Source organism: Pseudomonas sp. No.21, assembly GCF_054558415.1.
In genome coordinates, this window is sequence record NZ_BAAJNO010000004.1 from 283565 (window position 1) to 310236 (window position 26672).

The following is a 26672-nucleotide window of genomic DNA, read 5'->3' on the forward strand; positions in this document are numbered from 1 at the left end:
CCCATCAGCGAAGGACCCAACGATGAAGCCCAGCCGCCTGCTGTTCCTCTGCGCCGCCCTGCTCGGCGCCCTCACGCTGCAGACCGCCAGTGCCGGCCTGCTCCAGGAGCGCCGCGAAGCCCGCCAGCTCGACGACGCCGGCATCCGCGTGCAGCGCGATGTCGCCTATGGCAACGACGAGCGCCAGCGCTTCGACGTCTACCTGCCCAAGGTGGCGCCGCGCGTACCCGCCCCGGTGATCTTCATGGTCCACGGCGGTGGCTGGGCCAATGGCGACAAGGACAACGGCAGCGTCGCCCTGAACAAGGCCCTGCGCTGGGTGCCCCAGGGCGTGGTGCTGGTCTCCACCAACTACCGCATGCTCCCCGACACCCCGCCGCTGGCCCAGGCCGACGACGTAGCCCGCGCCCTCGCCCAGGCCCAGCAACTGGCCAGCGGCTGGCAGGCCGACCCGGCGCGCTTCGTGCTGATGGGCCACTCCGCCGGCGCCCACCTGGTGGCGCTGATCGACGCCGCGCCGGAGATCGCCGCCCAGCAGGGCGCGCGCCCGTGGATCGGCACCGTGGCGCTGGACAGCGCCGCCTTCAACGTCGAGACGGTGATGCGCGGCCCGCACCTGAAGCTCTATGACCGCGCCTTCGGCGACGACCCCGCCACCTGGCGCGCCGCTTCCCCCACCCTGCGCCTGGAACGGGCCGGCGCGCCGCTGCTGGCGGTGTGCTCCACCCGTCGCGACGACGCCTGCCCCCAGGCCCGTGGCTTCGCCGCCAAGGGCCGCGACCTGGGCAAGCGCGTGGAAGTGATGGGTGTGGACATGTCGCACCGGCAGATCAACCACGAACTCGGCCAGGACAATGGCTACACCGCCGACGTCGAACGCTTCCTGCGCAGCGTCGGCCTGCTGAGTCTCTGAGCCGGCTAGCACCATGTCCCGAAGCCAGCGCCTGCTCGACTTGCTGCAGATCCTCCGCCGTCACCGCTACCCCGTCGCCGGGCATGCCCTGGCCGCCGAGCTCGGCATCAGCCTGCGCACCCTCTACCGCGACATCGCCACGCTCCAGCAGCAGGGCGCCAACATCGAAGGGGGCGCCGGGCTGGGCTACGTGCTGCGGCCCGGCTTCGAGCTGCCGCCGCTGATGTTCTCCCTGGGCGAGATCGAGGCCCTGGTGCTCGGCATGCGCTGGGTCGCCCGCCGGGGCGACCGCCAACTGATGGGTGCCGCGCGTGATGTGCTGGCCAAGGTCGGCGCGGTGCTGCCCCCGGCCCTGCGTGAGGAGCTGGAGACCAGCACCCTGCTGATCGGCCCGGCACCGGCCAGCGAAATCCCCGATGCGCTGCTGCAGCAGGTACGCGAGGTCATCCGCCTCGAGCACCGCGTGCAGCTCGATTACCGCGATGCCGAGGGCCAGGCGTCGCAACGGGTGGTCTGGCCGTTCGCCCTGGGCTACTTCGAGCAGACCCGGGTGCTGGCCGCCTGGTGCGAGCTGCGCCAGGGCATGCGCCACTTCCGCCTGGACCGGGTGGCCGAGCTGCTCGACCTGGGCCGGCGCTACCCACGGCGGCGCCAGGTGCTGCTGCGAGAGTGGCGCGCGCTGCATGGCATCGCCGAGCAGTGAAGCTGCTGCCAGAAACTGACAGGGGGTGGGCCTAGCCTGCGCGTATCGAGTGACGACACCCGTCGCTCCGCAACGGAGACCCATCCGATGATCGCCCCCAACCTGCTCAACCTGTACGTCGACGACCCCGTGCGCAGCGCCGCTTTCTATCGGCGCCTGCTGGCGCGCGAGACCGTCGAGCACAGCCCGGGCTTCGCCCTGTTCGTCTTCGACAACGGCTTCAAGCTCGGCCTCTGGGCCCGCGACGGCGTGAAGCCGGCGACCACCGTGCCGGGCGGGGGCGGCGAGCTGTGCTTCCACGTCGACAGCGACGACGACGTGCATCGCCTGCATCGGCTCTGGCAGGAGCAGGGCGTGGAGATCGTCCAGGCGCCGGAGGCCATGGACTTCGGCTACACCTTCAGCGGCATCGACCCCGACGGCCACCGCCTGCGGGTCTACCGCCTGACGCTGTAAGGGGTTGCCGGCCGCCGGCCTGTGGCCGGGCGGTCCAGCACCGCCCGGCTGATGGCACCGTGCCGCCTCACTGGCCCGCGACGATGCAGTTCGTCGCCTAAGTGGAACCTCGCTGAACTTCCGGGATCGTGCCGGTCCCAACAGGGGCTTATTCCCCCGGCCTCAAGGACAGCCCGTGATCGATCTCAGCACCTGGAAACTCGACATCCCCGCCCACCAATCCGCCACGCTCATCACCACCCAGCGCCTCAACAACGGCTATGAAAGCCAGTACTTCCGCCACAACGACGACGGCAGCGTGACCTTCTGGGTGCCCGTCACCGGCAGCACCAGCGAAGACGCCCGCTACCCCCGCAGCGAGCTGCGCGAGACCCAGGCCGACGGCACCCTGAGCTACTGGAACTACCAGAGCGCCGACAATTACCTGAGCGCGGTGCTTTCGGTGCAGCAGGTGCCAAGCAAGAACAAGATCATCATCGGGCAGATCCACAGCAAGGACGAAGCCGGCAGCGAGAACGACCCGCTGCTGAAGCTGCAGTACCACTACAAGGACGGCACCGGCCGCCTCGAGGCCCTGCTGCGCAAGCGCCCCGGCGACAAGGAGGTGGAGAACATCCTGCTGGCCGAGAATGTCGACCTGGGCGAGCGCTTCGGCTACGACCTGCGCCTCACCCCCAGCGGGCGCCTGGGCATCACCGTCACCAGCAAGGGCGACGACGGTGGCCTGTTCCGCCAGCTGAGCGGCTACTGGGGCAACCAGCAGCTCTACTTCAAGGCCGGCGCCTATATCCAGGACAACCGCGGGCCGAGCAACGAAGGCGGCCGGGTGACCTTCTACTGGCTCAACGGCCTGCACCGCTAAGCCTCATTCAGTCGGCGAATGGCCACATAGCGGCGGCGGCGCGGGTAGAATCCGCCCGCCGTTGCCACGGCCCCTTCCCTACCGACGTACGAGGTTTGCACCCCGATGGCCCGCCTGACCCTGAACTTCCCCGAAGACCAGTTCTGCTACTCCACCCACCTGACCGTGCGGGTCACCGACATCAATGGCGCCAACCACCTGGGCAACGACTCGATGATCTCGATGATCTCCGAGGCCCGCGCGCGCTTCCTCTTCGACTTCGGCATCACCGAGACCGAGGGCGACGGCACCGGCATCATCGTCACCGACCTGGCCACCACCTACCGTGCCGAGGCCCACGCCCGCGACCAGTTGCTGTTCGAAGTCGGCGTGATGGACTTCAACCGCTACGGCGGCGACATCACCTTCCGCATCACCCGCCCCGCCGACGGCAAGCTGGTGGCCATGGCCAAGTCCGGCTTCGTGTTCTTCGACTACCGCCAGTCGAAGGTGGTGGAGATGCCGGAGAAATTCCGCAGCACCTTCCCCAAGGTCAACTGGCTGGACTGAGCGACGAGCTACCTGGCCCCGACCCGGTGCATGGCCACCGCATCGCGCCCCCTTTTGCATCGGCCCCCGGCGTCATCCACGGCCTGAACGGGGATGACGCGCACCACTCCACAACCGCGCCCACGCCGGCAAGGGCCTGTCGAATCAGGCACTTGCCCCTGCCCACCCCGTGGGGGACCCGCCCCGTGCCCTGCTTGGCCCATCTCTTGCTCCATCGCCTGCACAGGTAGCCAACGGCGGTTGCCCGACTGAACGACAAAGGCGTCGCGTCACTGCGCAGAAATGCAGCCAGTGCGCGGCGCTTTTTTCGTTCCGGCCCCAGCGATGGGGCGGCAGGCGTGCCGTGATCCGGGCGCCCGCATGCGACCCACCCTACCCAGCCACGGCCAAGGCCGTGGCACGAAGCGCCACGAGCGCGACGTGTTCCGGGAGGGTGCGACCGCCGGGGCTGTCCCGCGGCGCGCCCTTCCGGCCCCCTGACGCAGATGAGGTGTTCGATGACTACGAGTTTCTGGAAGGCCGGCCACGCCCCCACCCTGTTCGCCGCATTTCTCTATTTCGACCTGAGCTTCATGGTCTGGTACGTGCTCGGCCCGCTGGGCGTGCAGATCGCCGCCGACCTGCAGCTGACCACCCAGCAACGCGCCATGATGGTCGCCACGCCCATCCTCGCCGGGGCCGTGCTGCGCTTCCTGCTGGGCCTGCTGGCCGACCGCACCTCACCGAAATCCGCCGGGCTGTTCGGCCAGGTGGTGGTGATCGCCGCGCTGTTCACCGCCTGGCAACTGGGCATCCACAACTACGAGCAGGCGCTGCTGCTGGGCCTGTTCCTCGGCTTCGCCGGGGCCTCCTTCGCCGTGGCGCTGCCGCTGGCCTCGCAGTGGTACCCGCCGCAGCACCAGGGCAAGGCCCTGGGCATCGCCGGCGCGGGCAACTCCGGCACCGTGCTGGCGGCGCTGTTCGCCCCGGGCCTGGCCGCGCTGTTCGGCTGGAACAACGTGTTCGGCCTGGCGCTGATCCCGCTGGTGCTGACCCTGGCGATCTTCACCCTGGCCGCGCGCAACGCCCCCGACCGCCCCGCGCCGAAATCCCTCGCCGACTACATGAAGGCCCTGGGCGACCGTGACAGCTGGTGGTTCATGTTCTTCTACAGCGTCACCTTCGGCGGCTTCCTCGGCCTGGCCAGCACCCTGCCCGGCTACTTCCACGACCAGTACGGCCTGGAGCCGGTGACCGCCGGCTACTACACCGCCGCCTGCGTCTTCGCCGGCAGCCTGATGCGCCCCCTGGGCGGCGCCTTCGCCGACCGCATCGGCGGCATCCGCACCCTGCTGGTGGTCTACACCCTGGCCGCCCTCTGCATCGCGGCGGTGGGCTTCCACATCGCCAGCGCCACGGCGGCGCTGGCCCTGTTCGTGGTGGCCATGCTCAGCCTCGGCGCCGGCAACGGCGCGGTATTCCAACTGGTGCCGCAGCGCTTCCACAAGGAAATGGGCGTGATGACCGGGCTCATCGGCATGGCCGGCGGCATGGGCGGCTTCTGCCTCACCGCAGGCCTGGGTGCCATCAAGCAGCACACCGGCGACTACCAGCTGGGCCTGTGGCTGTTCGCCAGCCTCGGCGTGCTGGCCTGGTTCGGTCTCTACGGCGTGAAGCTGCGCTGGCGCACCACCTGGGGCTCGGCGGCCGTCACCGCGGCGCGCGTCTGAGCGCCATGGGGCTGCAACTGAGCTTCGGCGAGGCCAGCGCCATCGGCCCGCGCCGCGAAAACCAGGACGCCCTGCGGGTGGTGACGCCCGCACCGGCCCTGGCCGCCAGCAAGGGCTACCTGTTCGCCCTGGCCGATGGCGTCAGCCAGTGCGCCGACGGCGGCCTGGCCGCACGCGCCACCCTGCAGGCGCTGGCGCTGGACTACTACGCCACGCCGGAAACCTGGGCGGTGGCGCAATCCCTCGACCGCCTGCTGCTGGCCCACAACCGCTGGCTGCAGGCCAACGGCGGCGGCCAGCCGCTGCTGACCACCCTCACCGCGCTGGTGCTGCGCGGCCGCCGCTTCACCCTCGCCCATGTCGGCGACTGCCGTGCCTACCGCTGGCACGCCGGCCAGCTCGACCGCCTCAGCGAAGACCACGTCTGGGAGCAGCCCGGCATGCAGCACGTGCTCAAGCGCGCGCTGGGGCTGGACCAGCACCTGGTGGTGGATTACCTGGAGGGCGAGCTGCAGGAGGACGAGCACTTCCTCCTGGTCAGCGATGGCATCTGGGCGGTGCTGGGCGATGCCGGCATCCTGCGCATCCTCCAGGACGAACCCGAGCCCGGGGCGGCCAGCCGCGCCCTGGTGGCCGCCGCGCACCTGGCGGGCGGCCAGGACAATGCCAGCGCGCTGCTGGTACGGGTCGACGGGCTGCCGCCCAGTGGCCTGGCCGACGCCCTGGCGCAATTGGAGGCGTGGCCGCTGCCGCCGGAACTGCGCCCCGGCCAGCTGTTCGAGGGCTGGCGGGTACAGGGGCGGCTGGTCGAGTCGCGCCAGTCGCTGCTCTACCGCGTGCTCGACGAGGCCGGCCAACCCTGGCTGCTGAAGACCCTGCCGCCCGCCCGGCACGCCGACCCCGGCGCCGGGCCCGCACTGCTGCAGGAGGAATGGTTCCTGCGGCGCGTGGCGGGACGGCATTTCGCCGAGGTGCATCCGCTGCCGCAGCGCCAGCACCTGTACTACCTGCAGCGCGAATACCCGGGCCGCACCCTGGCCCAGCAGCTGCGCGAGGATGGGCCGCTGGCGCTGACCGACTGGCTGGACCTCGCCCCGCGCCTGCTCAAGGCCCTGGGCATGCTGCACCGGCGCAACATCCTGCACCGCGACATCAAGCCAGAGAACCTGCTGCGCGGCGAAGACGGCGAGCTGCGCCTGCTCGACTTCGGCCTGGCCTACTGCCCGGGCCTGTCCCAGGACGAGGCGCACAGCCTGCCGGGCACGCCCAGCTACATCGCCCCCGAGGCCTTCGATGGCGCGCCGCCCACCACGCGCCAGGACCTCTACGCCGCCGGCGTCACCCTCTACCGGTTGCTGACCGGGCATTACCCCTTCGGCGAGATCGAGGCCTTCCAGCGCCCGCGCTTCGGCACACCGACGCCCGCCAGCCGCTACCGCCCGGACCTGCCCGCCTGGCTCGACGAATGCCTCGCCCGCGCCCTGGCCAGCGAGCCCACGCAACGCTACGAGACGGCAGAAGAATGGCTGCTGGCCCTGGAACAGGGCGAGCGCAGGGCCCTGTCGGTAAACCCGCGCCCCTTGCTGGAGCGCGAGCCGCTGAAGGTCTGGCGCGGTATCGCCCTGCTTTCCCTGCTGGGCAACCTGGCGCTGCTGGTGCTCTGCCTGCACGGTTGACGCACCGTTGCCGGGCACGCCGCCCCGAAGCGGTGCGCCAGCGGCTCCCGCCCGCCCCGTGCAGGCTCGGCGGAACCCCGGAAAGCGGGGCCCGAAGGAGTTGGCACAGGCCCTGCAAAGACTCGATCACAATCTACAAAAGCGCCCACCTCAACGTAGAGATGGCACTTTCCCGATAGAACGGGACTTGGACAAAGGCGTCCTGCTGGCAACAGCGGGACGCCTTTTTTGTTTGCCCGGCATTCATGCAGGAGCGTGACCATGAACAAACCCAGGCTGGTGATGATCGGCAACGGCATGGCCGGGGTCCGTACCCTGGAGGAGCTGCTCAAGCTCGCCCCGGATCTCTACGACATCACGGTGTTCGGCGCCGAGCCCCACCCCAACTACAACCGCATCATGCTGTCGCCGGTGCTGGCCGGTGAGCAGGCCTTCGAGGACATCGTGCTCAACGACCTGGAGTGGTACGCCGGGCACGGCATCCGCCTGCTGCTCAACCGCACCGTGGTGAAGATCGATCGCCGCCGTCGCCTGGTCATCGCCGAGGATGGCACCGAGGCGGGCTACGATCGCCTGGTGATCGCCACCGGTTCCTCGCCCTTCATCCTGCCCGTGCCGGGCAACCGCCTGCCGGGGGTGATCGGCTACCGCGACATCGCCGATACCCGGCAGATGATCGACAGCGCCCGTACCCGCAGCCACGCGGTGGTGATCGGCGGCGGCCTGCTCGGCCTGGAGGCGGCCAACGGCCTTCGCCAGCGCGGCATGGAGGTGACCGTGGTGCATATCTCCGACTGGCTGCTGGAGCGCCAGCTGGACCGCACCGCCGGCCGCCTGCTGCAACAGGCGCTGGAGGCGCGCGGCATCCACTTCCGCCTGGGCACCCAGACCGAGGAGCTGCTGGACCACGGCACCGGCCACGTCTGCGCGGTGCAAGTGCGCGGCGGCGAGGTGATCCCCGCCGACCTGGTGGTGATGGCCGCCGGCATCCGCCCCAACATCGCCCTGGCCGAACGCGCCGGGCTGCCCTGCGAGCGCGGCATCCTGGTCAGCGACACCCTGCAGACCAACGACCCGCGCATCTATGCCATCGGCGAATGCGCCAGCCACCGCGGCATCGCCTACGGCCTGGTGGCGCCGCTGTTCGAACAGGCGCAGGTGTGCGCCAACCACCTGGCGCGGCTCGGCTTCGCCCGTTACCAGGGTTCGGTGGTCTCCACCAAGCTCAAGGTCACCGGTATCGACCTGTTTTCCGCCGGCGACTTCATGGGCGGCGAAGGCACCGAGAGCATCACCCTCTCCGACCCCATCGGCGGCATCTACAAGAAGCTGGTGATCAGGGGCGGCGTGCTGGTGGGCGCCTGCCTGTTCGGCGACACCGCCGACGGTGGCTGGTACTTCCGCCAGGTGCAGGAGCATGCCGATATCAGCGGCATCCGCGATCGCCTGATGTTCGGCGAGGCCGTGGCCGCACAGGCGGTCGAGCCGGCCGCCGGCCCCCATCGCGCCGAGCCTGCGCGCGTTCCGGTGCGCCTTCTGCAGAGCGCCTGACCTTCTCTCCAAGGGAGCCTTCGCCATGAGCCAGACCACCGCCTCCACCTGCTGCTACTGCGGCGTCGGCTGCGGCGTGCTGATCGAGCACGACGGCACGCACATCCTCGGCGTCGCCGGCGACCCGACGCACCCGGCCAACTTCGGCCGCCTGTGCAGCAAGGGTTCCACACTGCACCTGACGGGCGACCTCCAGGCCCGCGCGCTGTACCCGGAACTGCGCCTGGGCAAGGGCCTGGCACGTACCCGGATGGACTGGGACAGCGCGCTGGACCACGCCGCCGCCCGCTTCGCCGAGACCATCGCCGAGCACGGGCCGGACAGCGTGGCCTTCTATGTCTCCGGCCAGTTGCTGACCGAGGACTACTACGCCTTCAACAAGCTGGCCCGCGCCCTGGTGGGCACCCACAACATCGACAGCAATTCGCGGCTGTGCATGTCGTCCGCCGTGGTCGGCTACAAGCGCAGCCTGGGCGCCGACGCGCCACCCTGCTCCTACGAGGACATCGAGCAGAGCGACTGCGTGCTGATCGCCGGCAGCAACATGGCCTTCGCCCACCCGGTGCTGTTCCGCCGCCTGGAGGAAGCCAGGGCCAGGCGCCCCGACATGCGCGTGATCGTGGTCGACCCGCGCCGCACAGACACCTGCGAGCTGGCCGACCTGCACCTGGCCATCACCCCGGGCAGCGACGTGGCGCTGTTCCACGGCCTCCTCCACATCCTGCTGTGGGAGGGCTGGGTGGACCGGCGCTTCATCGAACGCCACACCGAAGGCTTCGATGCGCTCAAGGAACGCGTACGCGACTTCGGCCCGGCACGGGTGGCCGAGCTGTGCGGCATCGACAGCGCCGACCTGCTGCGCTGCGCCGAGTGGATCGGCCGCACGCCGAGCTTCCTCTCGCTCTGGTGCATGGGCCTGAACCAGTCCAGCGCCGGCAGCGCCAAGAACAGCGCGCTGATCAACCTGCACCTGGCCACCGGGCAGATCGGCCGAGCGGGTGCCGGGCCCTTCTCCCTCACCGGCCAACCCAACGCCATGGGCGGCCGCGAGACGGGCAGCCTGTCGAACCTGCTGCCCGGCCACCGTGAGGCGGGCAATGCCGAACACCGCGCCGAGGTGGCGGCCTACTGGGGGGTGGAGCGCTTGCCAGAGACGCCGGGGCTGTCGGCCATCGACCTGTTCGACGCCGTGGGCGAGGGGCGCATCAAGGCGCTGTGGATCGTCTGCACCAACCCGGCCCAGTCCCTTCCCGACCAGCAGCGGGTGCACGCGGCGCTGGCCGCCTGCCCCTTCGTGGTAGTCCAGGAGGCCTTCTTCACCACCGAGACCTGCCGCCACGCCGACCTGCTGCTGCCCGCCGCCAGCTGGGGCGAGAAGGAAGGCACCGTGACCAATTCCGAGCGCCGCATCAGCCATGTGCGCCGCGCCGTACCGGCACCGGGCGAGGCGCGCCCGGACTGGGCCATCGCCTGCGACTTCGCCCGGCGCCTGGAACACCACCTGCGCCCGGGCGAGCCCAGCCTGTTCGACTTCGCAGGCCCCGAAGCGCTGTTCGAAGAGTACAAGCCGCTCACCGCCGGCCGCGACCTGGACCTGACCGGCATCGGCTACGGCCTGATCGACACCCAGGGCCCGCAGCAGTGGCCCTACCCCGCCGGCGCCCGGCAAGGCACAGCGCGCCTCTATTGCGACGGCCGCTTTCCCACGCCGAGCGGTCGTGCACAGTTCGTCGCCGACCCTTACCTCGCCCCCCAGGAGCGCCGCGAACTGCGCTACCCATTGACCCTGAACACAGGCCGGCTGCGCGACCAGTGGCACGGCATGAGCCGCACCGGCACCGCCGCCCAGCTGTTCGGCCACGTGGAGCAGGCGCAACTGGGGCTGCACCCCGTGGAGATGCGCCGCCGCCGGCTCGAGGATGGTGATCTGGTGCGGGTGAGGAGCCGTCGCGGCGAGCTGGTGGTGCCGGTCATGGGCGACGAGGCCCTGCGCCCCGGCCAGGCCTTCCTGCCCATGCACTGGGGCGATCGCTTCCTCAAGGGGCTGGGCGTCAATGTGCTGACCACGCCGGCCTGCGATCCGCTCTCGAAGCAGCCGGAACTCAAGCACGCCGGTGTCGAGGTGGAGCGGGCAGACCTGCCCTGGCAGCTCTTCGTACTGGTGGAAGGTGATGTGCAAGCGCGCTTCGAAGCCCTCCGACCACTGTGCGAGGCCTTCACCTACGCCAACCTGGCCCTGGCCGGGCGTGAGCGCCCTGCCCTGGTGCTGCGCGCGGCCCACGGGCAGGCACCGGATACGGAGCTACTGGCGCATATCGACCGTCTGCTGCAACTGGATCAGGGGCCGGTGATGAGTTACGACGACCCGCAGCGCGCGGTGGGCAAGCGCGTGCTTATCGAGCAGGGGCGCATCACTGCGCTGCGCCTGGCTGGCGAAACCGCCGCCTGGGGCTGGCTAAAGAGCCTGTGGCAGGAAGGCCGCATGGACGCGGAACTGCGGCGCTGGCTGCTGGCCCCCCTGAGTGCACCGCCAGGTGCCAGTGCTGCGGCCGGCGCCAATCGCACCCTGTGCAACTGCATGAACGTCAGCCTGCAAGCCGTGCAGGCGGGCATCGCCCAGGGGCTGGACCTGGCGGGGCTGAAAGAAGCATTGGGGTGCGGCACGCGTTGCGGCTCCTGCGTACCGGAAATCAAGAGAATGCTGGCGGCGCCACCGGTGCCGACCGCAGTGAACGCCTGAGGAGACGCCCATGAATGGCAAGGTCTGGCTGGTGGGTGCGGGGCCCGGTGACCCGGAGCTGCTGACGCTGAAAGCGGTGCGGGTGCTCAACGGCGCCGAGGTGGTGATGATCGACGACCTGGTCAACCCGGCGGTGCTGGAGCACTGCCCGGGCGCCCGGGTGATCCGCGTCGGCAAGCGTGGGGGCTGTCGCTCGACGCCGCAGGCCTTCATCCATCGCCTGATGCTGCGCTACGCACGCCAGGGCAGGCACGTGGTGCGCCTCAAGGGCGGCGACCCCTGCATCTTCGGCCGGGGCGGCGAGGAGGCGCAGTGGCTGGCCGAACGTGAGGTAGAGAGCGAACTGGTCAACGGCATCACAGCCGGCCTGGCGGGGGCCACACAGTGCGGCATCCCCCTGACCCTGCGCGGCATCAGCCGGGGCGTAACCCTGGTCACCGCCCACACCCAGGACGACAGCGAACCCGAGTGGCAGGCCCTGGCCCGCAGCGGCACCACGCTGGTGGTGTACATGGGCGTGGCGCGCCTGGCGGCGGTCCGTGAAGGCCTGCTGGCCGGCGGCATGGCGGCGGATATGCCGGTGGCGATGATCGAGAACGCCTCCCTGCCCCATCAGCGCGAATGCCGCAGCACGCTGGCACGGATGCAGGCCGACGCCGGCACCTTCCAGCTCAAGAGCCCGGCGATCCTGGTGATCGGCGAGGTGGCCGGTGAGGCCGTGGCAGTGTCCGAGGCGCTGAGCGCCTGATCGGGCGGCATTCCACGGCTCGGCATCGCAACGTTGGGTTTCGTACCTCTACCCAACCTACGTGTTCCCTGTAGGTTGGTGCCGAGCGTGCGAGGCCCAACGAGCCAAACCAGGACTCTCGGCACTTTTCTCCAGGCAAAGAAAAACCCGGCCGAGGCCGGGTTTTTCCAAAGCTCAGACCAATTACTTGGCTTGGGCTTCTACTTCAGCTTCTACGCGACGGTTGACAGCGCGGCCAGCGTCGGTGGCGTTGTCGGCAACCGGGCGGGACTCACCGTAACCAACCGAGTTGACGCGCTCGGAACCTACACCGTACTGGTTGACCAGGACTTCACGAACGGCGTTGGCACGACGCTCGGACAGTTTCTGGTTGTAGGCGTCGGTGCCGACGGAGTCGGTGTGGCCTTCAACGGTGGTGGTGGTCGACGGGTACTGGTTCATGAAGTCAGCCAGGTTCTTGATGTCGCCGTAGCTTTCTTCTTTGACCTTGGACTTGTCGAAGTCGAACTTGACGTCCAGCTCGACGCGAACCACTTCGGCAACGGCCGGGCAGCCATCGGCGTCAACGGTGACGTTGGCCGGGGTGTCCGGGCACTTGTCGACGTTGTCGCAGACGCCGTCGTTGTCGCTGTCGGAGCAGACTTCGGCAACCGGAGCCGGGGCCGGCTCGGCAGCGGGCTTGGAGCCACCACCGAAGTTCACGCCAACACCTACGCCAGCGGCCCACTCGGACTCGCCCACATCGATGTTGTACATGCCGTCCAGGCCGGCTTTGGCGTAGAAGTTCTCGGTGAAGTAGTACTTCAGGCCGGTGCCGATGTTGGCGAAGGTGCTGTGGTCACGACCGGTACGGGCCGGCACGTTGCTGATGCTCTGGTGAGCGAAGCCAGCGGAAACGTACGGGCGCAGGCCGACACCCGGGGTGCCGAAGTGGTAGATGGCATCGAGGCCAGCCTGGCTGCCCTTGATGTTCTTGTTACCGGTGTCGTTTTCGGAACGAATGTCGTGAAACTCGCCATAGGACAGAGCCAGTTCGACGTCGTCAGTGAGGTAGTAACCAACCGAACCACCGAACAGGTTGCCGTTGGACAGATCACGCGAGCTGTCGGTGAAGTAGCGCTTGCCGAAAGCCTCCACCTCGACAGCGCCTTGGCCTTGCGCCAGCGCGTTCAGAGAAAATGCGGCAACGAGAGAGCCAACGGCTACGCCTAAGGTGTTTTTCAGTTTCATCCGTAAATCCCCATCTTGGTTGTCAGTAAGTTGTCGAACAATCTCGGAAGACAACTTGGTCGGCAAGTTTACCAGAACTCGCTGATCTAAGAGATTAATTTTGCCCAACTAAGTTTCGGTCAGACCTGAAAATTTTTCTCTCAAGCGATCCAGCGCGCGCTTGTAACGCATCTTCGTCGCGCTCAGACCCATATGCATAATGTCAGCAATTTCCTGAAATTCCAGTTCTGCGACAAAGCGCAGCACCAGGATTTCACGATCGATCGGGTTCACATGCACCAGCCATCTTTCAAGGCCCCCACGCTCTTCGAGCTTGGGTGCCTTCTCCTCCGAGGCCTCCTCGAGAGGATCGAGACTCAAGGCATCAAGTAAGCGACGTTTACGACGCTCTTTCCGATATTGGGTAATGCATTCGTTATACGTGATGCTATAGAGCCATGTCTTGAACTTGGACTTCCCTTCGAAGTTCTTCAATCCATACAGCACCTTCAGCATCACCTCCTGACAGACATCGTCGGCGTCTCGTTCGTTCCCCAAATATCGGGCACAGACGTTGAACAGGGTGCGCTGGTAGCGACGCATGAGTTCTTCATAGGCGCGCGTGACATGAAACAGCTCGACATGGGCGCGCTCCACCAGCTCTTCATCGGAGAGCTCGCGAGGGTCGTAGCGCAAGGAAAGCGATTGGGGCTTGTTCAAAACGGGTCGGGCCGACAGTCAGGTCAGGAGCCGCCGGAACGCGAGGCAGCGCTCCGCTATGGCGGCATACATTAGCAAGGGTTGAGGAGCCGCGTTAGCGGCTCGTTACCCGCTGGTCGAGCAATGTCCGGTTGGACACCGACACGAGGTCGCCCTCGTCGGTGAGGATGATGGTCTTCACCGTGCCTATTTCCTCGATCTGCCCCTCGACGTCACCCACCTTCACGTCCTGCCCCACCTGGTAGAGCTCGCGCACGTAGATGCCGGCGATGATCTGCCCGGCGATGTCGCGACTGCCAAGGCCCAGCGCCAGCGCGGCGGCCAGGCCGATGGAGATCAGCACGATGGCGATGACGTTGTTCAGCAGGTCGGTCTTGACCTCCAGTTGCCCGATGGCCACCGAGATGCTGATGATGATCACCAGGCCCTGGGCGATGCGCCCCAGACCGTGGGCGTAGTCCAGCCCCACCCCTTCGGCGGCGCCACGGACGATGCCGCTGACCAGCTGCGCCAGGAGCACGCCGGCCAGCAGCACCAGGGCTGCACCGAGCACCTTGGGCAGGTAGAGGGCGAGCATGTCGAGGGTGGCTGAGACGCGGTCGAGGCCGAGGGATTCGGCGGCGGAAACCAGGAAGATCAGCAGCACGAACCAGTAGACGATCTTGCCGATCAGCGTGGAGACCGGCACCTGGATGCCGACGCGGGCGAGAATCTTGGTCAGGCCGGTACCGCCCATCAGGCGATCGAGGCCGAGCTTGGCCAGCAGCTTGGACAGCAGGGTGTCGAGCAGCTTGGCCACGACGAAGCCCAGCAGGACCACGACCAGGGCACCGAACAGGCGCGGGATGAAGCCGGCCACCGGTGTCCACACCGTGGTCATGGCGTTAACGATACCTTGGGTCCAGGGGTCGAATTCCATGTTCAATCAGCCTTGTCAGCGGAGCGTTTCGATGAGGTACGACGAGAGACCGGCGCCACGTGGGCCGAGCCGTTGTTGAGGGCGATCATCAGTGCCTCGGCCCAATGGCCGAGCAGGCTGAACAGGTCGCCGACGCCAACCTGGCGGTTGGCGGTCTTGAGCACGCGGCCCAGCGCGGCGTTGTCATCGTGCTCGGATGACGAACGCTTGAGCAGGTCCCGCAGGGATTCTTCGAACGGATCGTGCATGCGCACCTCACGTGGATATGTCGGCTAGACGAGGCCAGCGATCAGCGGGTCACATCAGAGCCAGCGCAGGCGACGAAAGAGCCACCACTGGAACGCGGCGACGCCGAGAATCAGCAGGCAGGCGACGACGAAGCCATAGGGCGCGTCGGCACCAGGGATACCCCCGACGTTGATACCCAGCAGGCCGGTGATGAAGCTCATCGGCAGGAAGAAACCGGTGATGATGCCCAGCAGGTACATGGTGCGGGTCATGCGCTCGCTCATGCGCCGGTTCTCCGACTCCAGCACCAGGCCGACGCGCTCGCGGATCAGCTCGAGCTCTTCCAGGTAGCGGGTGAGGCGGTTGTTCAGCTCGTTCCAGTAATCGGTGTCGTCGGCGGCGAACCAGCTCATGCGGTTGCGCATCAGCTGGCCATAGATGTCCCGCTGCGGCGCCAGGAAACGCTTGAGGCCGGCGGCGCGACGACGGATGTGCAGCATCAGGTCGTGATCGGGGTTGTAGCGCTCGCTGGCATCCAGGCGCTCCTCCTGCTCGTCGACCTCCTCGGAAAGCGAGGCGACCAGGGCATCGACCTTGTCGGTCAGGTGCTCGGCCAGGTAGAGCAGCACCTCGGAGGCGGTCTTCGGCCCGGTGCCGCCATTCCACTGCTCGATCAGCTCGTCGGTGGCGTGCAGCGGTCGCAGGCGCAGGGAGATGACGCGCTGCGCATCGGCGAAGATGCGCACCGCGACCATGTCCTCGGGCTGGGCACCCGGGTTGAGGTTGACGCCTCGCAGGAACAGCAGCAGCTGGTTCTCCGGCAGGCTCACCAGGCGCGGGCGGGTGCTTTCCTCCAGCAGCAGGTCACAGGCGAACTCGCTCAGCCCGCTGGCCTCGCGCAGCCACTGGCGCGCCAGCGCGTGGCCGCGGTCCCAGTGCAGCCAGAGGCTTTCCGGTTCCTGCAGCTCGATGACATCCAGCTCGTCCTTGGTGATGGAGCGCGCCCCACCCCGGCCATCCAGGACATAGGCGTGCACCAGCCCCCAGCGTACGTTGCGTTCCTCGACCATCCTCAGCGAGTACCCCGTCCGGTCATTCCGGCATCTTCAGGGCTTGCGGAGAGACGATGATGCCGTTGTTGTCGGCATAGACGAATTCGCCCGGGCGGAAGGTGATGCCGCCGAAGGTGACGGCCACGTTGAGGTCGCCGATACCGCGCTTGTCGGTCTTCATCGGATGGCTGGCCAGGGCCTGTACACCCAGGTCGGTCTGGGCGATGACGTCGACGTCGCGGATGCAGCCGTATACGACGATGCCTTCCCAGCCGTTCTTCGCCGCCTTCTCGGCCAGCATGTCGCCCAGCAGGGCGCGACGCAGGGAGCCGCCGCCGTCCACCACCAGCACCTTGCCCTGGCCCGGCAGGTCGACCTGCTCCTTGACCAGGGAGTTGTCCTCGAAGCACTTGATGGTGACGATCTCGCCACCGAAGGAATCGCGGCCGCCGAAGTTGCTGAACATCGGCTCGACGACCTGCACCAGGTCCGGGTACGCGTCGCACAGATCAGGGGTGACGTATTGCATGGCAAGGCTCCTTGATGGGTTTACAGGTCGAGGCCGACACGATCACCGTCATGAGCCAGCGTCAGCCGAAGCGGCGGCGAACAGGCCGCATCGAGGGCGCGGCCACTGTCCGGATCGAAGGCGATCCCGTGGCGGGAACAGCGCAGCACCCTACCTTCGAGCGTGCCGTTGTGCAAGGGCGCGCCCCTGCGCCGGCGTGGGTTTTCCAGGATGATGCCCTGCTGATCACCGACGATCAGCAGCAATTGACGGCCACTCGGCTGGCAAGTCCCGCACTGGCCATCCTGCTGATCGATCCGGCGCTCCAGCGCGACGAGCCTGCACCCTCCGCCTCGATACGGCCCCTGCATCTTTAGCACAGCGCCATAGCGCCTGGAATGGGGCTTCAGACGGCGGGCACCGCCTGGCCGAACGAGCCGGGCAACTGCAACTGACCGAGCCAGTGCTCCACCAGCGGCCAGACCTCCTGCTGGGCATGCTTGCTGACCAGCATCTCGATATGACCGTAGTCGTCGGCGAAGCCATTCTCTCGGGACAGGCAGAGGAACTGCTTCGCCTCGCTGCCGAACTGCTCCAGCAGCTTGCGGCAGGCCCAGGCCGGGTCCTGCCGGTCGCCGGCAGCACCGACGGCCAATACCGGCACATTCACCTCGGCGAGCCCCTTCCACCAGTCGCGCTCGGCATCGCCGAAGCGACCGAACAGGCCGTGCCAGCGCAGGCTTTCCAGGCCGATGCCGATGGGCTCGTCCTCGGGCCCGCGCTTGAGGCCAGGCCCGGACAGCACGGCCAGGCGCTTGAGCAGGAAGCGTCCGCTCCACTCCACCGGCGGAACCTTCAGGGGCCAGTAGACGCGACTGATCTGGCTGCCGAACAATGCGACGGACGCAACGTGCTCCCCCGCCAGGTAATGACCGCCCAACGCCGCCGCAAGCGTGATCCCGCCCAGGGAATGACCGATCCAGTGGGGCGCCTGCGCCGCCTGTTCGCGGACGAAGGCCCCGATGGCCGGCAGGTCGTAGCGCGCGTAGTCGGCGACGCGGTTGCGCCGGTAGTCCTGGTTGCGCGGCGACAGGCCGTGGCCACGCATCTCGGCGATCCACACGTCGAAGCCGGCACGGGCCAGGTGCGGGCCGAGCCCGAGGCCTTTGGGCGAGTACCAGAAGCGACGATTGGAGAAGCTGCCGTGCAGGAGGACCACGGGTACGCCACGCTGCTCCTCGTGGCCGGGCAGCCCCAGCCGGGTGATGACCAGCTCGACACTGGAGTCGGGGCTGTTTCCGGGCTTGAGGCGATAGACGTCTTCCGTGATGTCGCCACGGAGTTCCGCGCTGATCAGCGCGACGGGGAATAGATCACTGCTGCTTTGCATGAATGCTACTTGCACGAAAAAGGGCGGGTTTGCAGCCCGCCCTTCTTCTGGTTGCGGTTAGAAGGTCACGCCTGGCCTTCGGCCAGGAAGAACCAGGTATCGAGGACCGAGTCGGGGTTCAGCGACACGCTCTCGATGCCCTGCTCCATGAGCCACTTGGCCAGGTCCGGATGGTCGGACGGGCCCTGGCCGCAGATGCCGATGTACTTGCCGGCCTTGTTGCAGGCGGCGATGGCATTGGCCAGCAGCTTCTTGACCGCCGGATTACGCTCGTCGAACAGGTGGGCGACGATGCCGGAGTCACGGTCCAGGCCCAGGGTCAGCTGGGTCAGGTCATTGGAACCGATGGAGAAGCCATCGAAGAACTCGAGGAACTCCTCGGCCAGCAGCGCGTTGGACGGCAGCTCGCACATCATGATGACCTTGAGGCCGTTGTCGCCGCGCTTCAGGCCGTTGCTGGCCAGCAGCTCGACCACCTGGCTGGCTTCGCCCAGGGTACGGACGAAGGGCACCATGATCTCGACGTTGGTCAGGCCCATGTCGTTGCGCACTTTCTTCAGCGCACGGCATTCCAGCTCGAAGCAGTCACGGAAGGATTCGCTGATGTAGCGCGAGGCGCCACGGAAGCCGAGCATCGGGTTCTCTTCTTCCGGCTCGTAGAGCTTGCCGCCGATCAGGTTGGCGTATTCGTTGGACTTGAAGTCCGAGAGACGCACGATGACCTTCTTCGGCCAGAAGGCCGCGGCCAGGGTGCTGATGCCCTCGACCAGCTTCTCGACGTAGAAGCCGACCGGATCGTCATAGCCGGCGATGCGCTTCTCGACGCTGTCCTTGATCTCGCTGGGCAGGCCGGCGAAGTTCAGCAGCGCCTTGGGGTGCACGCCGATCATGCGGTTGATGATGAATTCCAGGCGCGCCAGGCCGACACCCTCGTTGGGCAGCTGGGCGAAGTCGAAGGCGCGGTCGGGGTTGCCGACGTTCATCATGATCTTGAACGGCAGCTCGGGCATGGCGTCGACGGAGTTCTTGCGGATGTCGAAGCCCAGTTCGCCTTCGAAGATGAAGCCGGTGTCGCCTTCGGCGCAGGAGACGGTCACGCCCTGGCCATCCTTCAGCACCTGGGTCGCGTTGCCGCAGCCGACGACAGCCGGGATGCCCAGTTCACGGGCGATGATCGCGGCGTGGCAGGTACGGCCGCCACGGTTGGTGACGATGGCGCTGGCGCGCTTCATCACCGGTTCCCAGTCCGGGTCGGTCATGTCGGAGACCAGCACGTCGCCCGGCTGGACCTTGTCCATCTCGGAAACGTCGTGGATCACCTTCACCGGGCCGGCGCCGATGCGCTGGCCGATGGCGCGGCCTTCCACCAGGACGGTGCCCTTTTCCTTCAGCAGGTAGCGCTCCATCACGGTGGCGCTGGCGCGGCTCTTAACGGTCTCGGGACGGGCCTGCACGATGTACAGCTTGCCGTCGTCACCGTCCTTGGCCCATTCGATGTCCATCGGGCGACCGTAGTGCTTCTCGATGATCATGGCCTGCTTGGCCAGCTCGGTGACCTCGGCATCGGTGATGCAGAAGCGGGCGCGTTCGGCGCGGTCGACGTCGACGGTCTTCACCGACTTGCCGGCCTTGGCTTCGTCGCCGTAGATCATCTTGATCGCCTTGCTGCCCAGGTTGCGGCGCAGGATCGCGGGGCGGCCGGCTTCCAGGGTGTGCTTGTGCACGTAGAACTCGTCGGGGTTCACCGCGCCCTGCACCACGGTCTCGCCGAGGCCGTAGGCACCGGTGATGAACACCACGTCACGGAAGCCGGACTCGGTGTCCAGGGTGAACATCACGCCGGCGGTGCCGGTTTCCGAGCGCACCATGCGCTGCACGCCGGCGGACAGGGCGACCAGCTTGTGGTCGAAACCCTGGTGCACGCGGTAGGCGATGGCGCGGTCGTTGAAGAGGGAAGCGAAGACTTCCTTGGCGGCACGGATCACGTTGTCCACGCCACGGATGTTGAGGAAGGTTTCCTGCTGGCCGGCGAAGGACGCATCCGGCAGGTCCTCGGCGGTGGCGGAGGAGCGCACGGCCACGGCCATGTTGTCATTGCCACCGGCCATGGTGGCGAAGGCGGAACGGATCTCGGCATCCAGGCGCGGGGGGAACTCGGCGTCCATCACCCACTGGCGGATCTGCGCACCGGTCTTGGCCAGGGCAGCGACATCATCGACATCGAGGGCATCCAGCGCGGCGTGGATCTGATCATTGAGGCCGCTCTGCTCGAGGAAGTCGCGATAGGCCTGCGCAGTAGTGGCGAAACCACCGGGAACGGATACCCCGGCGCCAGCCAGATTGCTGATCATCTCGCCCAGGGATGCGTTCTTGCCCCCCACATGCTCAACATCGTGGACGCCGAGCTTATCGAGGGAAACTACGTACTCTACCAAGGTGATCTCTCCACTATCTGTTGGAAAAGCTCGTGCGGAGCGGTTCCGCCGTGTTCTGGCGCGAGGCCGGAAAAATGAGTCACAATGCGGGCCGGCAATGGGCCAGCAAAAACGGGCCTATGATAGCCAAGAATCGATCCCGACTTAAGGCCTTTGGCGCATGAAACGAACCGCTTTTTTCATCTCCGACGGTACCGGCATCACCGCTGAAACCCTCGGGCAGAGCCTGTTGGCGCAGTTCGAGACCATTACCTTCGCGAAGCTCACGCGGCCTTATATAGACAGCGTCGAAAAAGCGCGCGCCATGGTACAGCAAATCAATATAGCTGCCGAGGCGGACGGGGCCCGGCCCATCATCTTCGACACCATAGTGAACCAGGAAATCCGTGACATTCTCGCCACGTCCAACGGGTTCATGATCGACATCTTCTCGACCTTCCTCTCCCCGCTGGAACAGGAACTCACCTCGCACTCCTCGTACTCGGTGGGCAAGTCGCACTCGATCGCCCACAGCGCCAACTACATGGAGCGCATCGAGGCCGTGAACTTCGCCCTCGACAACGACGACGGCGCCCGCACCCATTACTACGACAAGGCCGACCTCATCCTCGTTGGCGTATCCCGCTGCGGAAAGACGCCGACCTGCCTGTATATGGCAATGCAATACGGAATTCGTGCGGCAAATTATCCGCTGACCGAAGAGGACATGGAGCGCCTGCAACTGCCGGCCGCCCTGAAGAAGTACAAGAGCAAGCTGTTCGGCCTGACCATCGACCCCGATCGCCTCACCGCGATCCGCAACGAGCGCAAGCCCAACAGCCGCTACGCCAGCTTCGCCCAGTGCGAGTTCGAGGTCCGCGAGGTGGAGAACCTGTTCCGCCGCGAGAACATCAACTTCATCAACTCCACGCATTTCTCGGTCGAGGAAATCTCGGCGAAGATCCTCGTCGAGAAAGGCGTCGAGCGGAGGCTCAAGTAAGTCTTTAGCTGGAAGCTGGAAGCTGGAAGCTGGAAGCTGGAAGCTGGAAGCTGGAAGCTGGAAGCTGGAAGCTGGAAGCTGGAAAGCATTCGACTTCAAGCTTCAGGCTTCCAGCTAATGCTCTAGAGCGCCTCCCCCGGAACTCTTACCACTCCCTCCATCAATATCCGCGCACTGCGGCTCATGATCGCCTTGGTCACCTGCCACTGGCCGTCCACCTGCCGGGCTTCGGCGCCCACGCGCAGGGTGCCCGAAGGGTGTCCGAAACGCACCGCCGTGCGCTCGCCGCCGCCGGCCGCCAGGTTCACCAGGGTGCCGGGGATGGCCGCCGCGGTGCCAATGGCGACCGCCGCCGTGCCCATCATCGCGTGGTGCAGCTTGCCCATGGACAGCGCCCGCACCAGCAGGTCGATCTCGTCGGCCTTCACCGTCTTGCCGCTGGAGGCCCGGTAGTCCCTGGGCGGCGCGACGAACGCCACCTTCGGCGTGTGCTGGCGGGTCAGCGCCTCTTCGGGGGCCTTGATCAGCCCCATGCGCAGCGCGCCGGCGACACGGATCTTCTCGAAGCGCGCCAGCGCCTCGGGGTCGCCGTTGATGGCCTCGCGCAGCTCGGTGCCGGTGTAGCCGATGTCTTCGGCGTTGACGAACACCGTGGGAATGCCGGCAGTGATCAGGGTCGCCTTGAAGGTGCCCACGCCCGGCACGTCCAGCTCATCCACCAGGTTGCCGGTGGGGAACATCGAACCGCCCTCCTCCCCGTCATCCGACGGATCGAGGAATTCCAGCACGATCTCCGCCGCCGGGAAGGTCACCCCGTCCAGCTCGAAATCGCCGGTTTCCTGCACCTGGCCATCGGTGACCGGCACGTGGGCGATGATGGTTTTCTGGATGTTGGCCTGCCAGATGCGCACCACGCAGGTGCCGTTGGCCGGAATGCGTGACGGGTCCACCAGCCCGGCATGGATGGCGAAGGCGCCCGCCGCGGTGGACAAATTGCCACAGTTGCCGCTCCAGTCGACGAAGGCCTTGTCGATGGAGACCTGCCCGTAGAGGTAGTCGACATCGTGCCCGGGCTGGCTGCTCTTCGACAGGATCACGCACTTGCTGGTACTTGAGGTCGCCCCGCCCATGCCGTCGATGTGCGCAGCGTAGGGATCGGGGCTGCCGATCACCCGCATGAACAGCCGGTCACGGGCCTCGCCCGGCACCTGGCAGGCCTCGGGCAGGTCCTGCAGGCGGAAGAACACGCCCTTGCTGGTGCCGCCACGGATGTAGGTGGCGGGGATTTTCACTTGCGGCAGATGAGCCATGAGTGCAGTCCTGAGAAAGGGCCCGGATGCCATCCGGGCATGACCATGTTCGGTACTCCCCGGATTGCATCCGGGCTAAGTCCTCGATGAGCCGCAGGGTGGATGGCGCTTTTCCGTCCACCAATGGCAAGCACCACGGTGGATCGATGAGGCGCCCTCCACCCCACGCAGTCAGGCGACCTCGCCCTTGAGGAAGTCCTTGGCAAAGCGCTGCAGCACGCCACCGGCCTTGTACACGCTGACGTCGGCGGCAGTGTCCAGGCGGCAGGTGACCGGCACCCGCACCACCTCGCCGTTGCGACGATTGACCACCAGGGTCAGGTCGCAGCGCGGCGAAATGTCGCCTTCGACGTCGTAGGTCTCGGTGCCGTCCAGGCCCAGGGTCAGGCGCGTGGTGCCCGGCTTGAACTCCACCGGCAGCACACCCATGCCCACCAGGTTGGTGCGGTGGATGCGCTCGAAGCCTTCGGCCACGATCACTTCCACACCCGCCAGGCGCACGCCCTTGGCCGCCCAGTCGCGGGACGAGCCCTGCCCGTAGTCGGCACCGGCCACGATGATCAGGTTCTGCTTGCGGTTCATGTAGGTCTCGATGGCTTCCCACATGCGCATCACCTGGCCTTCCGGCTCCACGCGGGCCAGCGAGCCCTTCTTCACCTGCCCGTCGACCACGGCCATCTCGTTGACCAGCTGCGGGTTGGCGAAGGTGGCGCGCTGGGCCGTCAGGTGGTCGCCACGGTGGGTGGCGTAGGAGTTGAAGTCCTCCTCCGGCAGGCCCATTTTCGCCAGGTACTCGCCGGCGGCCGAGTCCGCCAGGATGGCGTTGGACGGCGACAGGTGGTCGGTGGTGATGTTGTCCGGCAGGATCGCCAGCGGCCGCATGCCCTTGAGTGTGCGCTCGCCGGCCAGCGCGCCTTCCCAGTACGGGGGGCGGCGGATGTAGGTGGACATCGGACGCCAGTCGTACAGCGGGCTTTCCGCTTCCTGCACGCTGCCCAGGTCGAACATCGGGATGTAGATCTGCTTGAACTGCTCGGGCTTCACCGAGGCCGCGACGATGGCGTCGATCTCCTCGTCGCTTGGCCACAGGTCCTTCAGCGTGACGGGGTTGCCCTGGGCATCGGTGCCCAGCGGGTCCTGCTCGATGTCGAAACGCACGGTGCCGGCGATGGCATAGGCCACCACCAGCGGCGGCGAGGCGAGGAAGGCCTGCTTGGCGTAGGGGTGGATGCGCCCGTCGAAGTTGCGGTTGCCCGAGAGCACGGCGGTGGCGTACAGGTCGCGGTCGATGATCTCCTTCTGGATCACCGGGTCCAGCGCGCCGGACATGCCGTTACAGGTGGTGCAGGCGTAGGCGACGATGCCGAAGCCGAGTTTCTCCAGCTCCGGCAGCAGACCGGCTTCCTCCAGGTACAGCTTGGCGACCTTGGAGCCCGGCGCAAAGGAGGTCTTCACCCAGGGCTTGCGCACCAGGCCGAGGGCATTGGCCTTCTTCGCCACCAGGCCGGCAGCGATCACGTTGCGCGGGTTGGAGGTGTTGGTGCAGCTGGTGATGGCAGCGATGATCACCGCGCCATCGGGCATCAGGCCCTTCGCCTCTTCGTCACGACCGGCCTGCAGCTTGGCCTCGTCGGCGATGCCGCGCTCGGCCAGCGCCGAGGTGGGCAGGCGGCGGTGCGGGTTGGAGGGGCCGGCCATGTTGCGCACCACGCTGCCCAGGTCGAAGCTCAGCACGCGCTCGTACTCGGCGGTCTTCAGCGCGCTGCTCCACAGCCCCAGAGTCTTGGCGTAGTGCTCCACCAGCGCCACCTGCTCCGGCTCGCGGCCGGTGAGCTTGAGGTAGTCGATGGTCTGCTCGTCGATGTAGAACATCGAGGCGGTGGCGCCGTATTCCGGGCACATGTTGGAGATGGTCGCGCGGTCGCCGATGGACAGGCTGTCCGCCCCCTCGCCGAAGAACTCGACGTAGGCGCCCACCACACGCTCCTTGCGCAGGAACTCGGTGATCGCCAGGACGATGTCGGTGGCGGTGATGCCGGGCTGACGCTTGCCGGTCAGCTCGACGCCGACGATGTCGGGCAGGCGCATCATCGACGGGTGGCCGAGCATCACGGTCTCGGCTTCCAGGCCGCCGACACCGATGGCGATCACGCCCAGGGCGTCCACGTGCGGGGTGTGCGAGTCGGTGCCGACGCAGGTGTCGGGGAAGGCGATGCCGCCGCGCGCCTGGATCACCGGGCTCATCTTCTCCAGGTTGATCTGGTGCATGATCCCGTTCCCGGCGGGGATCACGTCGACGTTCTTGAACGCGGTCTTGGTCCACTCGATGAAGTGGAAGCGGTCCTCGTTGCGGCGGTCCTCGATGGCGCGGTTCTTCTCGAAGGCATCCGGGTCGAAGCCGGCAGCTTCCACTGCCAGGGAGTGGTCGACGATCAACTGGGTCGGCACCACCGGGTTGACCTTGGACGGGTCCCCGCCCTGCTCGGCGATGGCATCACGCAGGCCGGCCAGGTCCACCAGCGCGGTCTGCCCGAGGATGTCGTGGCAGACCACGCGCGCCGGGTACCAGGGGAAGTCCAGGTCGCGCTTGCGATAAACCAGCTGCTCCAGCGATGCGGTCAGGTCGGCGGGCTCGCAACGGCGCACCAGCTGCTCGGCCAGCACGCGGGAGGTGTAGGGGAGCTTGTCCCAGGCGCCGGCCTGGATCGCCTCGACCGCCTCGCGGGCGTCGAAGTAATCCAGCGCGGTGCCGGGCAAGCGCTTGCGGTATTGGCTGTTCACGGTCGTGGTCATTGTTATTTACGGTCCTTGAGCGGCACGAACTTCAGGTCTTCGGGGCCTGTGTAGTTGGCGCTCGGGCGGATGATCTTGCCGTCGATGCGCTGTTCGATGACGTGGCTGGACCAACCCGAGGTGCGGGCGATCACGAACAGCGGGGTGAACATGGCGGTGGGCACGCCCATCATGTGGTAGCTGACGGCGCTGAACCAATCGAGGTTGGGGAACATCTTCTTGATGTCCCACATGGTGCTTTCCAGGCGCTCGGCGATGTCGAACATCTTGGTGTTGCCCTGCTCCACGGAGAGCTCGCGAGCCACTTCCTTGATCACCTTGTTGCGCGGGTCGGAGACGGTGTAGACCGGGTGGCCGAAGCCGATGATCACTTCCTTCTTCTCGACACGGGCGCGGATGTCGGCCTCGGCCTCATCCGGGCTGTCGTAGCGCTTCTGCACTTCGAAGGCCACTTCGTTGGCGCCGCCATGCTTGGGCCCGCGCAGCGCGCCGATGGCGCCGGCGATGCAGGAATACATGTCCGAGCCGGTGCCGGCGATCACCCGCGAGGTGAAGGTGGAGGCGTTGAACTCGTGCTCGGCGTACAGGTTCAGCGAGGTGTGCATGGCGCGCACCCAGGATTCGCGGGGCTTCTCGCCATGCAGCAGGTGCAGGAAGTGGCCGCCGATGGAGTCGTCGTCGGTCTCCACCTCGATGCGCTTGCCGTTGTGGCTGTAGTGGTACCAGTACAGCAGCGCGGAACCGAGGGAGGCCATCAGCTTGTCGGCGATGTCGCGGGCGCCAGGGTGGTTGTGGTCGTCCTTCTCCGGCGACAGGCAGCCCAGCACGGAGACGGCAGTGCGCATCACGTCCATCGGGTGGGCGGAAGGCGGCAGCTGCTCCAGCGCAGCCTTGACGCCAGCGGGCAGGCCGCGCAGGGCCTTGAGCTTGGCCTTGTAGCCGGCCAGTTCGGCCACATTGGGCAGCTTGCCGTGGACCAGCAGGTGGGCGATCTCTTCGAATTCGCAGCGATTGGCGAAATCCAGCACGTCGTAGCCCCGGTAGTGCAGGTCGTTGCCGGTACGGCCCACGGTGCACAGGGCGGTGTTGCCGGCGGCGGTGCCGGAAAGGGCCACGGATTTCTTCGGCTTGAAGCCCGGAGTGGTGGTTTCGGTGGTGCTCATCGGTATCTCCTCGAGTCTTTTTGTTCTGTTGCGCTGTATGGCGGGCCGGAAGGTGATCC

General features: G+C 67.0%; 22 protein-coding genes and 1 pseudogene. 12 read left to right on the forward strand and 11 right to left on the reverse strand.

The window, feature by feature from the left end; genetic code table 11:
* The first annotated feature begins 22 nt into the window (after positions 1 to 22).
* The 10 genes and pseudogenes from ACYJSS_RS09710 to cobA all read left to right on the forward strand — a co-directional run bounded on the left by ACYJSS_RS09710 (position 23) and on the right by cobA (position 11907).
* Positions 23 to 913: an alpha/beta hydrolase gene (locus ACYJSS_RS09710; RefSeq protein WP_111261298.1), complete on the forward strand. Its 891-nt coding sequence runs from the start codon at positions 23 to 25 to the stop codon at positions 911 to 913.
* A gap of 13 nt (positions 914 to 926) precedes the next feature.
* A complete protein-coding gene (locus tag ACYJSS_RS09715; RefSeq protein ID WP_236206484.1) occupies positions 927 to 1616 on the forward strand; it encodes a helix-turn-helix transcriptional regulator in 690 nt (229 codons plus the stop codon).
* Positions 1617 to 1703: 87 nt separating this feature from the next.
* Positions 1704 to 2072 carry a VOC family protein gene (locus ACYJSS_RS09720; RefSeq protein ID WP_111261296.1) on the forward strand — a complete coding sequence of 123 codons (369 nt, stop codon included), beginning with the start codon at positions 1704 to 1706 and terminating at the stop codon, positions 2070 to 2072.
* A 175-nt stretch (positions 2073 to 2247) separates the two neighbouring features.
* Positions 2248 to 2934 (forward strand): polysaccharide lyase family 7 protein, encoded by a 687-nt coding sequence (locus tag ACYJSS_RS09725; RefSeq protein WP_111261295.1) that lies wholly within the window; start codon positions 2248 to 2250, stop codon positions 2932 to 2934.
* Positions 2935 to 3039: 105 nt separating this feature from the next.
* Positions 3040 to 3483, forward strand: a complete 444-nt coding sequence (locus tag ACYJSS_RS09730; RefSeq protein ID WP_111261294.1) for a thioesterase family protein — start codon at positions 3040 to 3042, stop codon at positions 3481 to 3483.
* Between the two features lie 497 nt (positions 3484 to 3980).
* Entirely contained in the window at positions 3981 to 5192 is a 1212-nt protein-coding gene (locus ACYJSS_RS09735; protein WP_111261456.1) for a NarK family nitrate/nitrite MFS transporter, read from the forward strand.
* A gap of 5 nt (positions 5193 to 5197) precedes the next feature.
* Complete coding sequence (locus tag ACYJSS_RS09740; RefSeq protein WP_111261455.1) at positions 5198 to 6868, forward strand: bifunctional protein-serine/threonine kinase/phosphatase; 1671 nt, start codon at positions 5198 to 5200, stop codon at positions 6866 to 6868.
* 261 nt (positions 6869 to 7129) lie between these two features.
* Positions 7130 to 8329, forward strand: a pseudogene (locus tag ACYJSS_RS09745) (NAD(P)/FAD-dependent oxidoreductase); the annotation flags it as partial.
* A 115-nt stretch (positions 8330 to 8444) separates the two neighbouring features.
* Positions 8445 to 11159: a nitrate reductase gene (locus tag ACYJSS_RS09750; RefSeq protein ID WP_111261453.1), complete on the forward strand. Its 2715-nt coding sequence runs from the start codon at positions 8445 to 8447 to the stop codon at positions 11157 to 11159.
* Positions 11160 to 11169: 10 nt separating this feature from the next.
* A complete protein-coding gene (cobA, locus tag ACYJSS_RS09755) occupies positions 11170 to 11907 on the forward strand; it encodes a uroporphyrinogen-III C-methyltransferase (RefSeq protein WP_111261452.1) in 738 nt (245 codons plus the stop codon).
* A 183-nt stretch (positions 11908 to 12090) separates the two neighbouring features.
* On the opposite strand, the gene ACYJSS_RS09760 is transcribed toward cobA, so the two are convergent.
* The 6 genes from ACYJSS_RS09760 to rraA all read right to left on the reverse strand — a co-directional run bounded on the left by ACYJSS_RS09760 (position 12091) and on the right by rraA (position 16564).
* Complete coding sequence (locus tag ACYJSS_RS09760; RefSeq protein ID WP_111261451.1) at positions 12091 to 13137, reverse strand: OmpA family protein; 1047 nt, start codon at positions 13135 to 13137, stop codon at positions 12091 to 12093.
* A gap of 108 nt (positions 13138 to 13245) precedes the next feature.
* Positions 13246 to 13836, reverse strand: a complete 591-nt coding sequence (gene sigX, locus ACYJSS_RS09765) for an RNA polymerase sigma factor SigX (protein WP_021220312.1) — start codon at positions 13834 to 13836, stop codon at positions 13246 to 13248.
* Positions 13837 to 13930: 94 nt separating this feature from the next.
* Positions 13931 to 14755, reverse strand: coding sequence for a mechanosensitive ion channel family protein (locus ACYJSS_RS09770; protein WP_111261450.1), 825 nt, complete (start codon positions 14753 to 14755; stop codon positions 13931 to 13933).
* 2 nt (positions 14756 to 14757) lie between these two features.
* A complete protein-coding gene (locus tag ACYJSS_RS09775; protein ID WP_111261449.1) occupies positions 14758 to 15003 on the reverse strand; it encodes a CrfX protein in 246 nt (81 codons plus the stop codon).
* 54 nt (positions 15004 to 15057) lie between these two features.
* On the reverse strand, positions 15058 to 16053 hold the full coding sequence (locus tag ACYJSS_RS09780; protein ID WP_111261448.1) for a zinc transporter ZntB: 996 nt from the start codon (positions 16051 to 16053) through the stop codon (positions 15058 to 15060).
* A gap of 22 nt (positions 16054 to 16075) precedes the next feature.
* Complete coding sequence (gene rraA, locus ACYJSS_RS09785; protein ID WP_021220316.1) at positions 16076 to 16564, reverse strand: ribonuclease E activity regulator RraA; 489 nt, start codon at positions 16562 to 16564, stop codon at positions 16076 to 16078.
* Between the two features lie 14 nt (positions 16565 to 16578).
* Here rraA and ACYJSS_RS09790 point away from each other — a divergent pair, with 14 nt between their 5' ends.
* Positions 16579 to 16920, forward strand: coding sequence for a hypothetical protein (locus ACYJSS_RS09790; protein ID WP_158545601.1), 342 nt, complete (start codon positions 16579 to 16581; stop codon positions 16918 to 16920).
* Between the two features lie 29 nt (positions 16921 to 16949).
* Here ACYJSS_RS09790 and ACYJSS_RS09795 read toward each other — a convergent pair whose 3' ends face one another.
* Positions 16950 to 17933 carry an alpha/beta fold hydrolase gene (locus ACYJSS_RS09795; protein WP_111261446.1) on the reverse strand — a complete coding sequence of 328 codons (984 nt, stop codon included), beginning with the start codon at positions 17931 to 17933 and terminating at the stop codon, positions 16950 to 16952.
* A gap of 65 nt (positions 17934 to 17998) precedes the next feature.
* Positions 17999 to 20368, reverse strand: coding sequence for a phosphoenolpyruvate synthase (gene ppsA / locus ACYJSS_RS09800; RefSeq protein WP_111261445.1), 2370 nt, complete (start codon positions 20366 to 20368; stop codon positions 17999 to 18001).
* Between the two features lie 160 nt (positions 20369 to 20528).
* On the opposite strand from ppsA, the gene ppsR reads away from it, so the two are divergent.
* Positions 20529 to 21347 (forward strand): posphoenolpyruvate synthetase regulatory kinase/phosphorylase PpsR, encoded by an 819-nt coding sequence (ppsR, locus tag ACYJSS_RS09805; protein ID WP_111261444.1) that lies wholly within the window; start codon positions 20529 to 20531, stop codon positions 21345 to 21347.
* A gap of 122 nt (positions 21348 to 21469) precedes the next feature.
* On the opposite strand, the gene prpF is transcribed toward ppsR, so the two are convergent.
* The 3 genes from prpF to prpC all read right to left on the reverse strand — a co-directional run bounded on the left by prpF (position 21470) and on the right by prpC (position 26613).
* Positions 21470 to 22657 carry a 2-methylaconitate cis-trans isomerase PrpF gene (gene prpF / locus ACYJSS_RS09810; protein WP_111261443.1) on the reverse strand — a complete coding sequence of 396 codons (1188 nt, stop codon included), beginning with the start codon at positions 22655 to 22657 and terminating at the stop codon, positions 21470 to 21472.
* A gap of 171 nt (positions 22658 to 22828) precedes the next feature.
* Positions 22829 to 25438 (reverse strand): Fe/S-dependent 2-methylisocitrate dehydratase AcnD, encoded by a 2610-nt coding sequence (gene acnD / locus ACYJSS_RS09815; protein WP_178082949.1) that lies wholly within the window; start codon positions 25436 to 25438, stop codon positions 22829 to 22831.
* Between the two features lie 14 nt (positions 25439 to 25452).
* A complete protein-coding gene (gene prpC / locus ACYJSS_RS09820) occupies positions 25453 to 26613 on the reverse strand; it encodes a bifunctional 2-methylcitrate synthase/citrate synthase (protein WP_111261441.1) in 1161 nt (386 codons plus the stop codon).
* Positions 26614 to 26672: the final 59 nt, after the last annotated feature.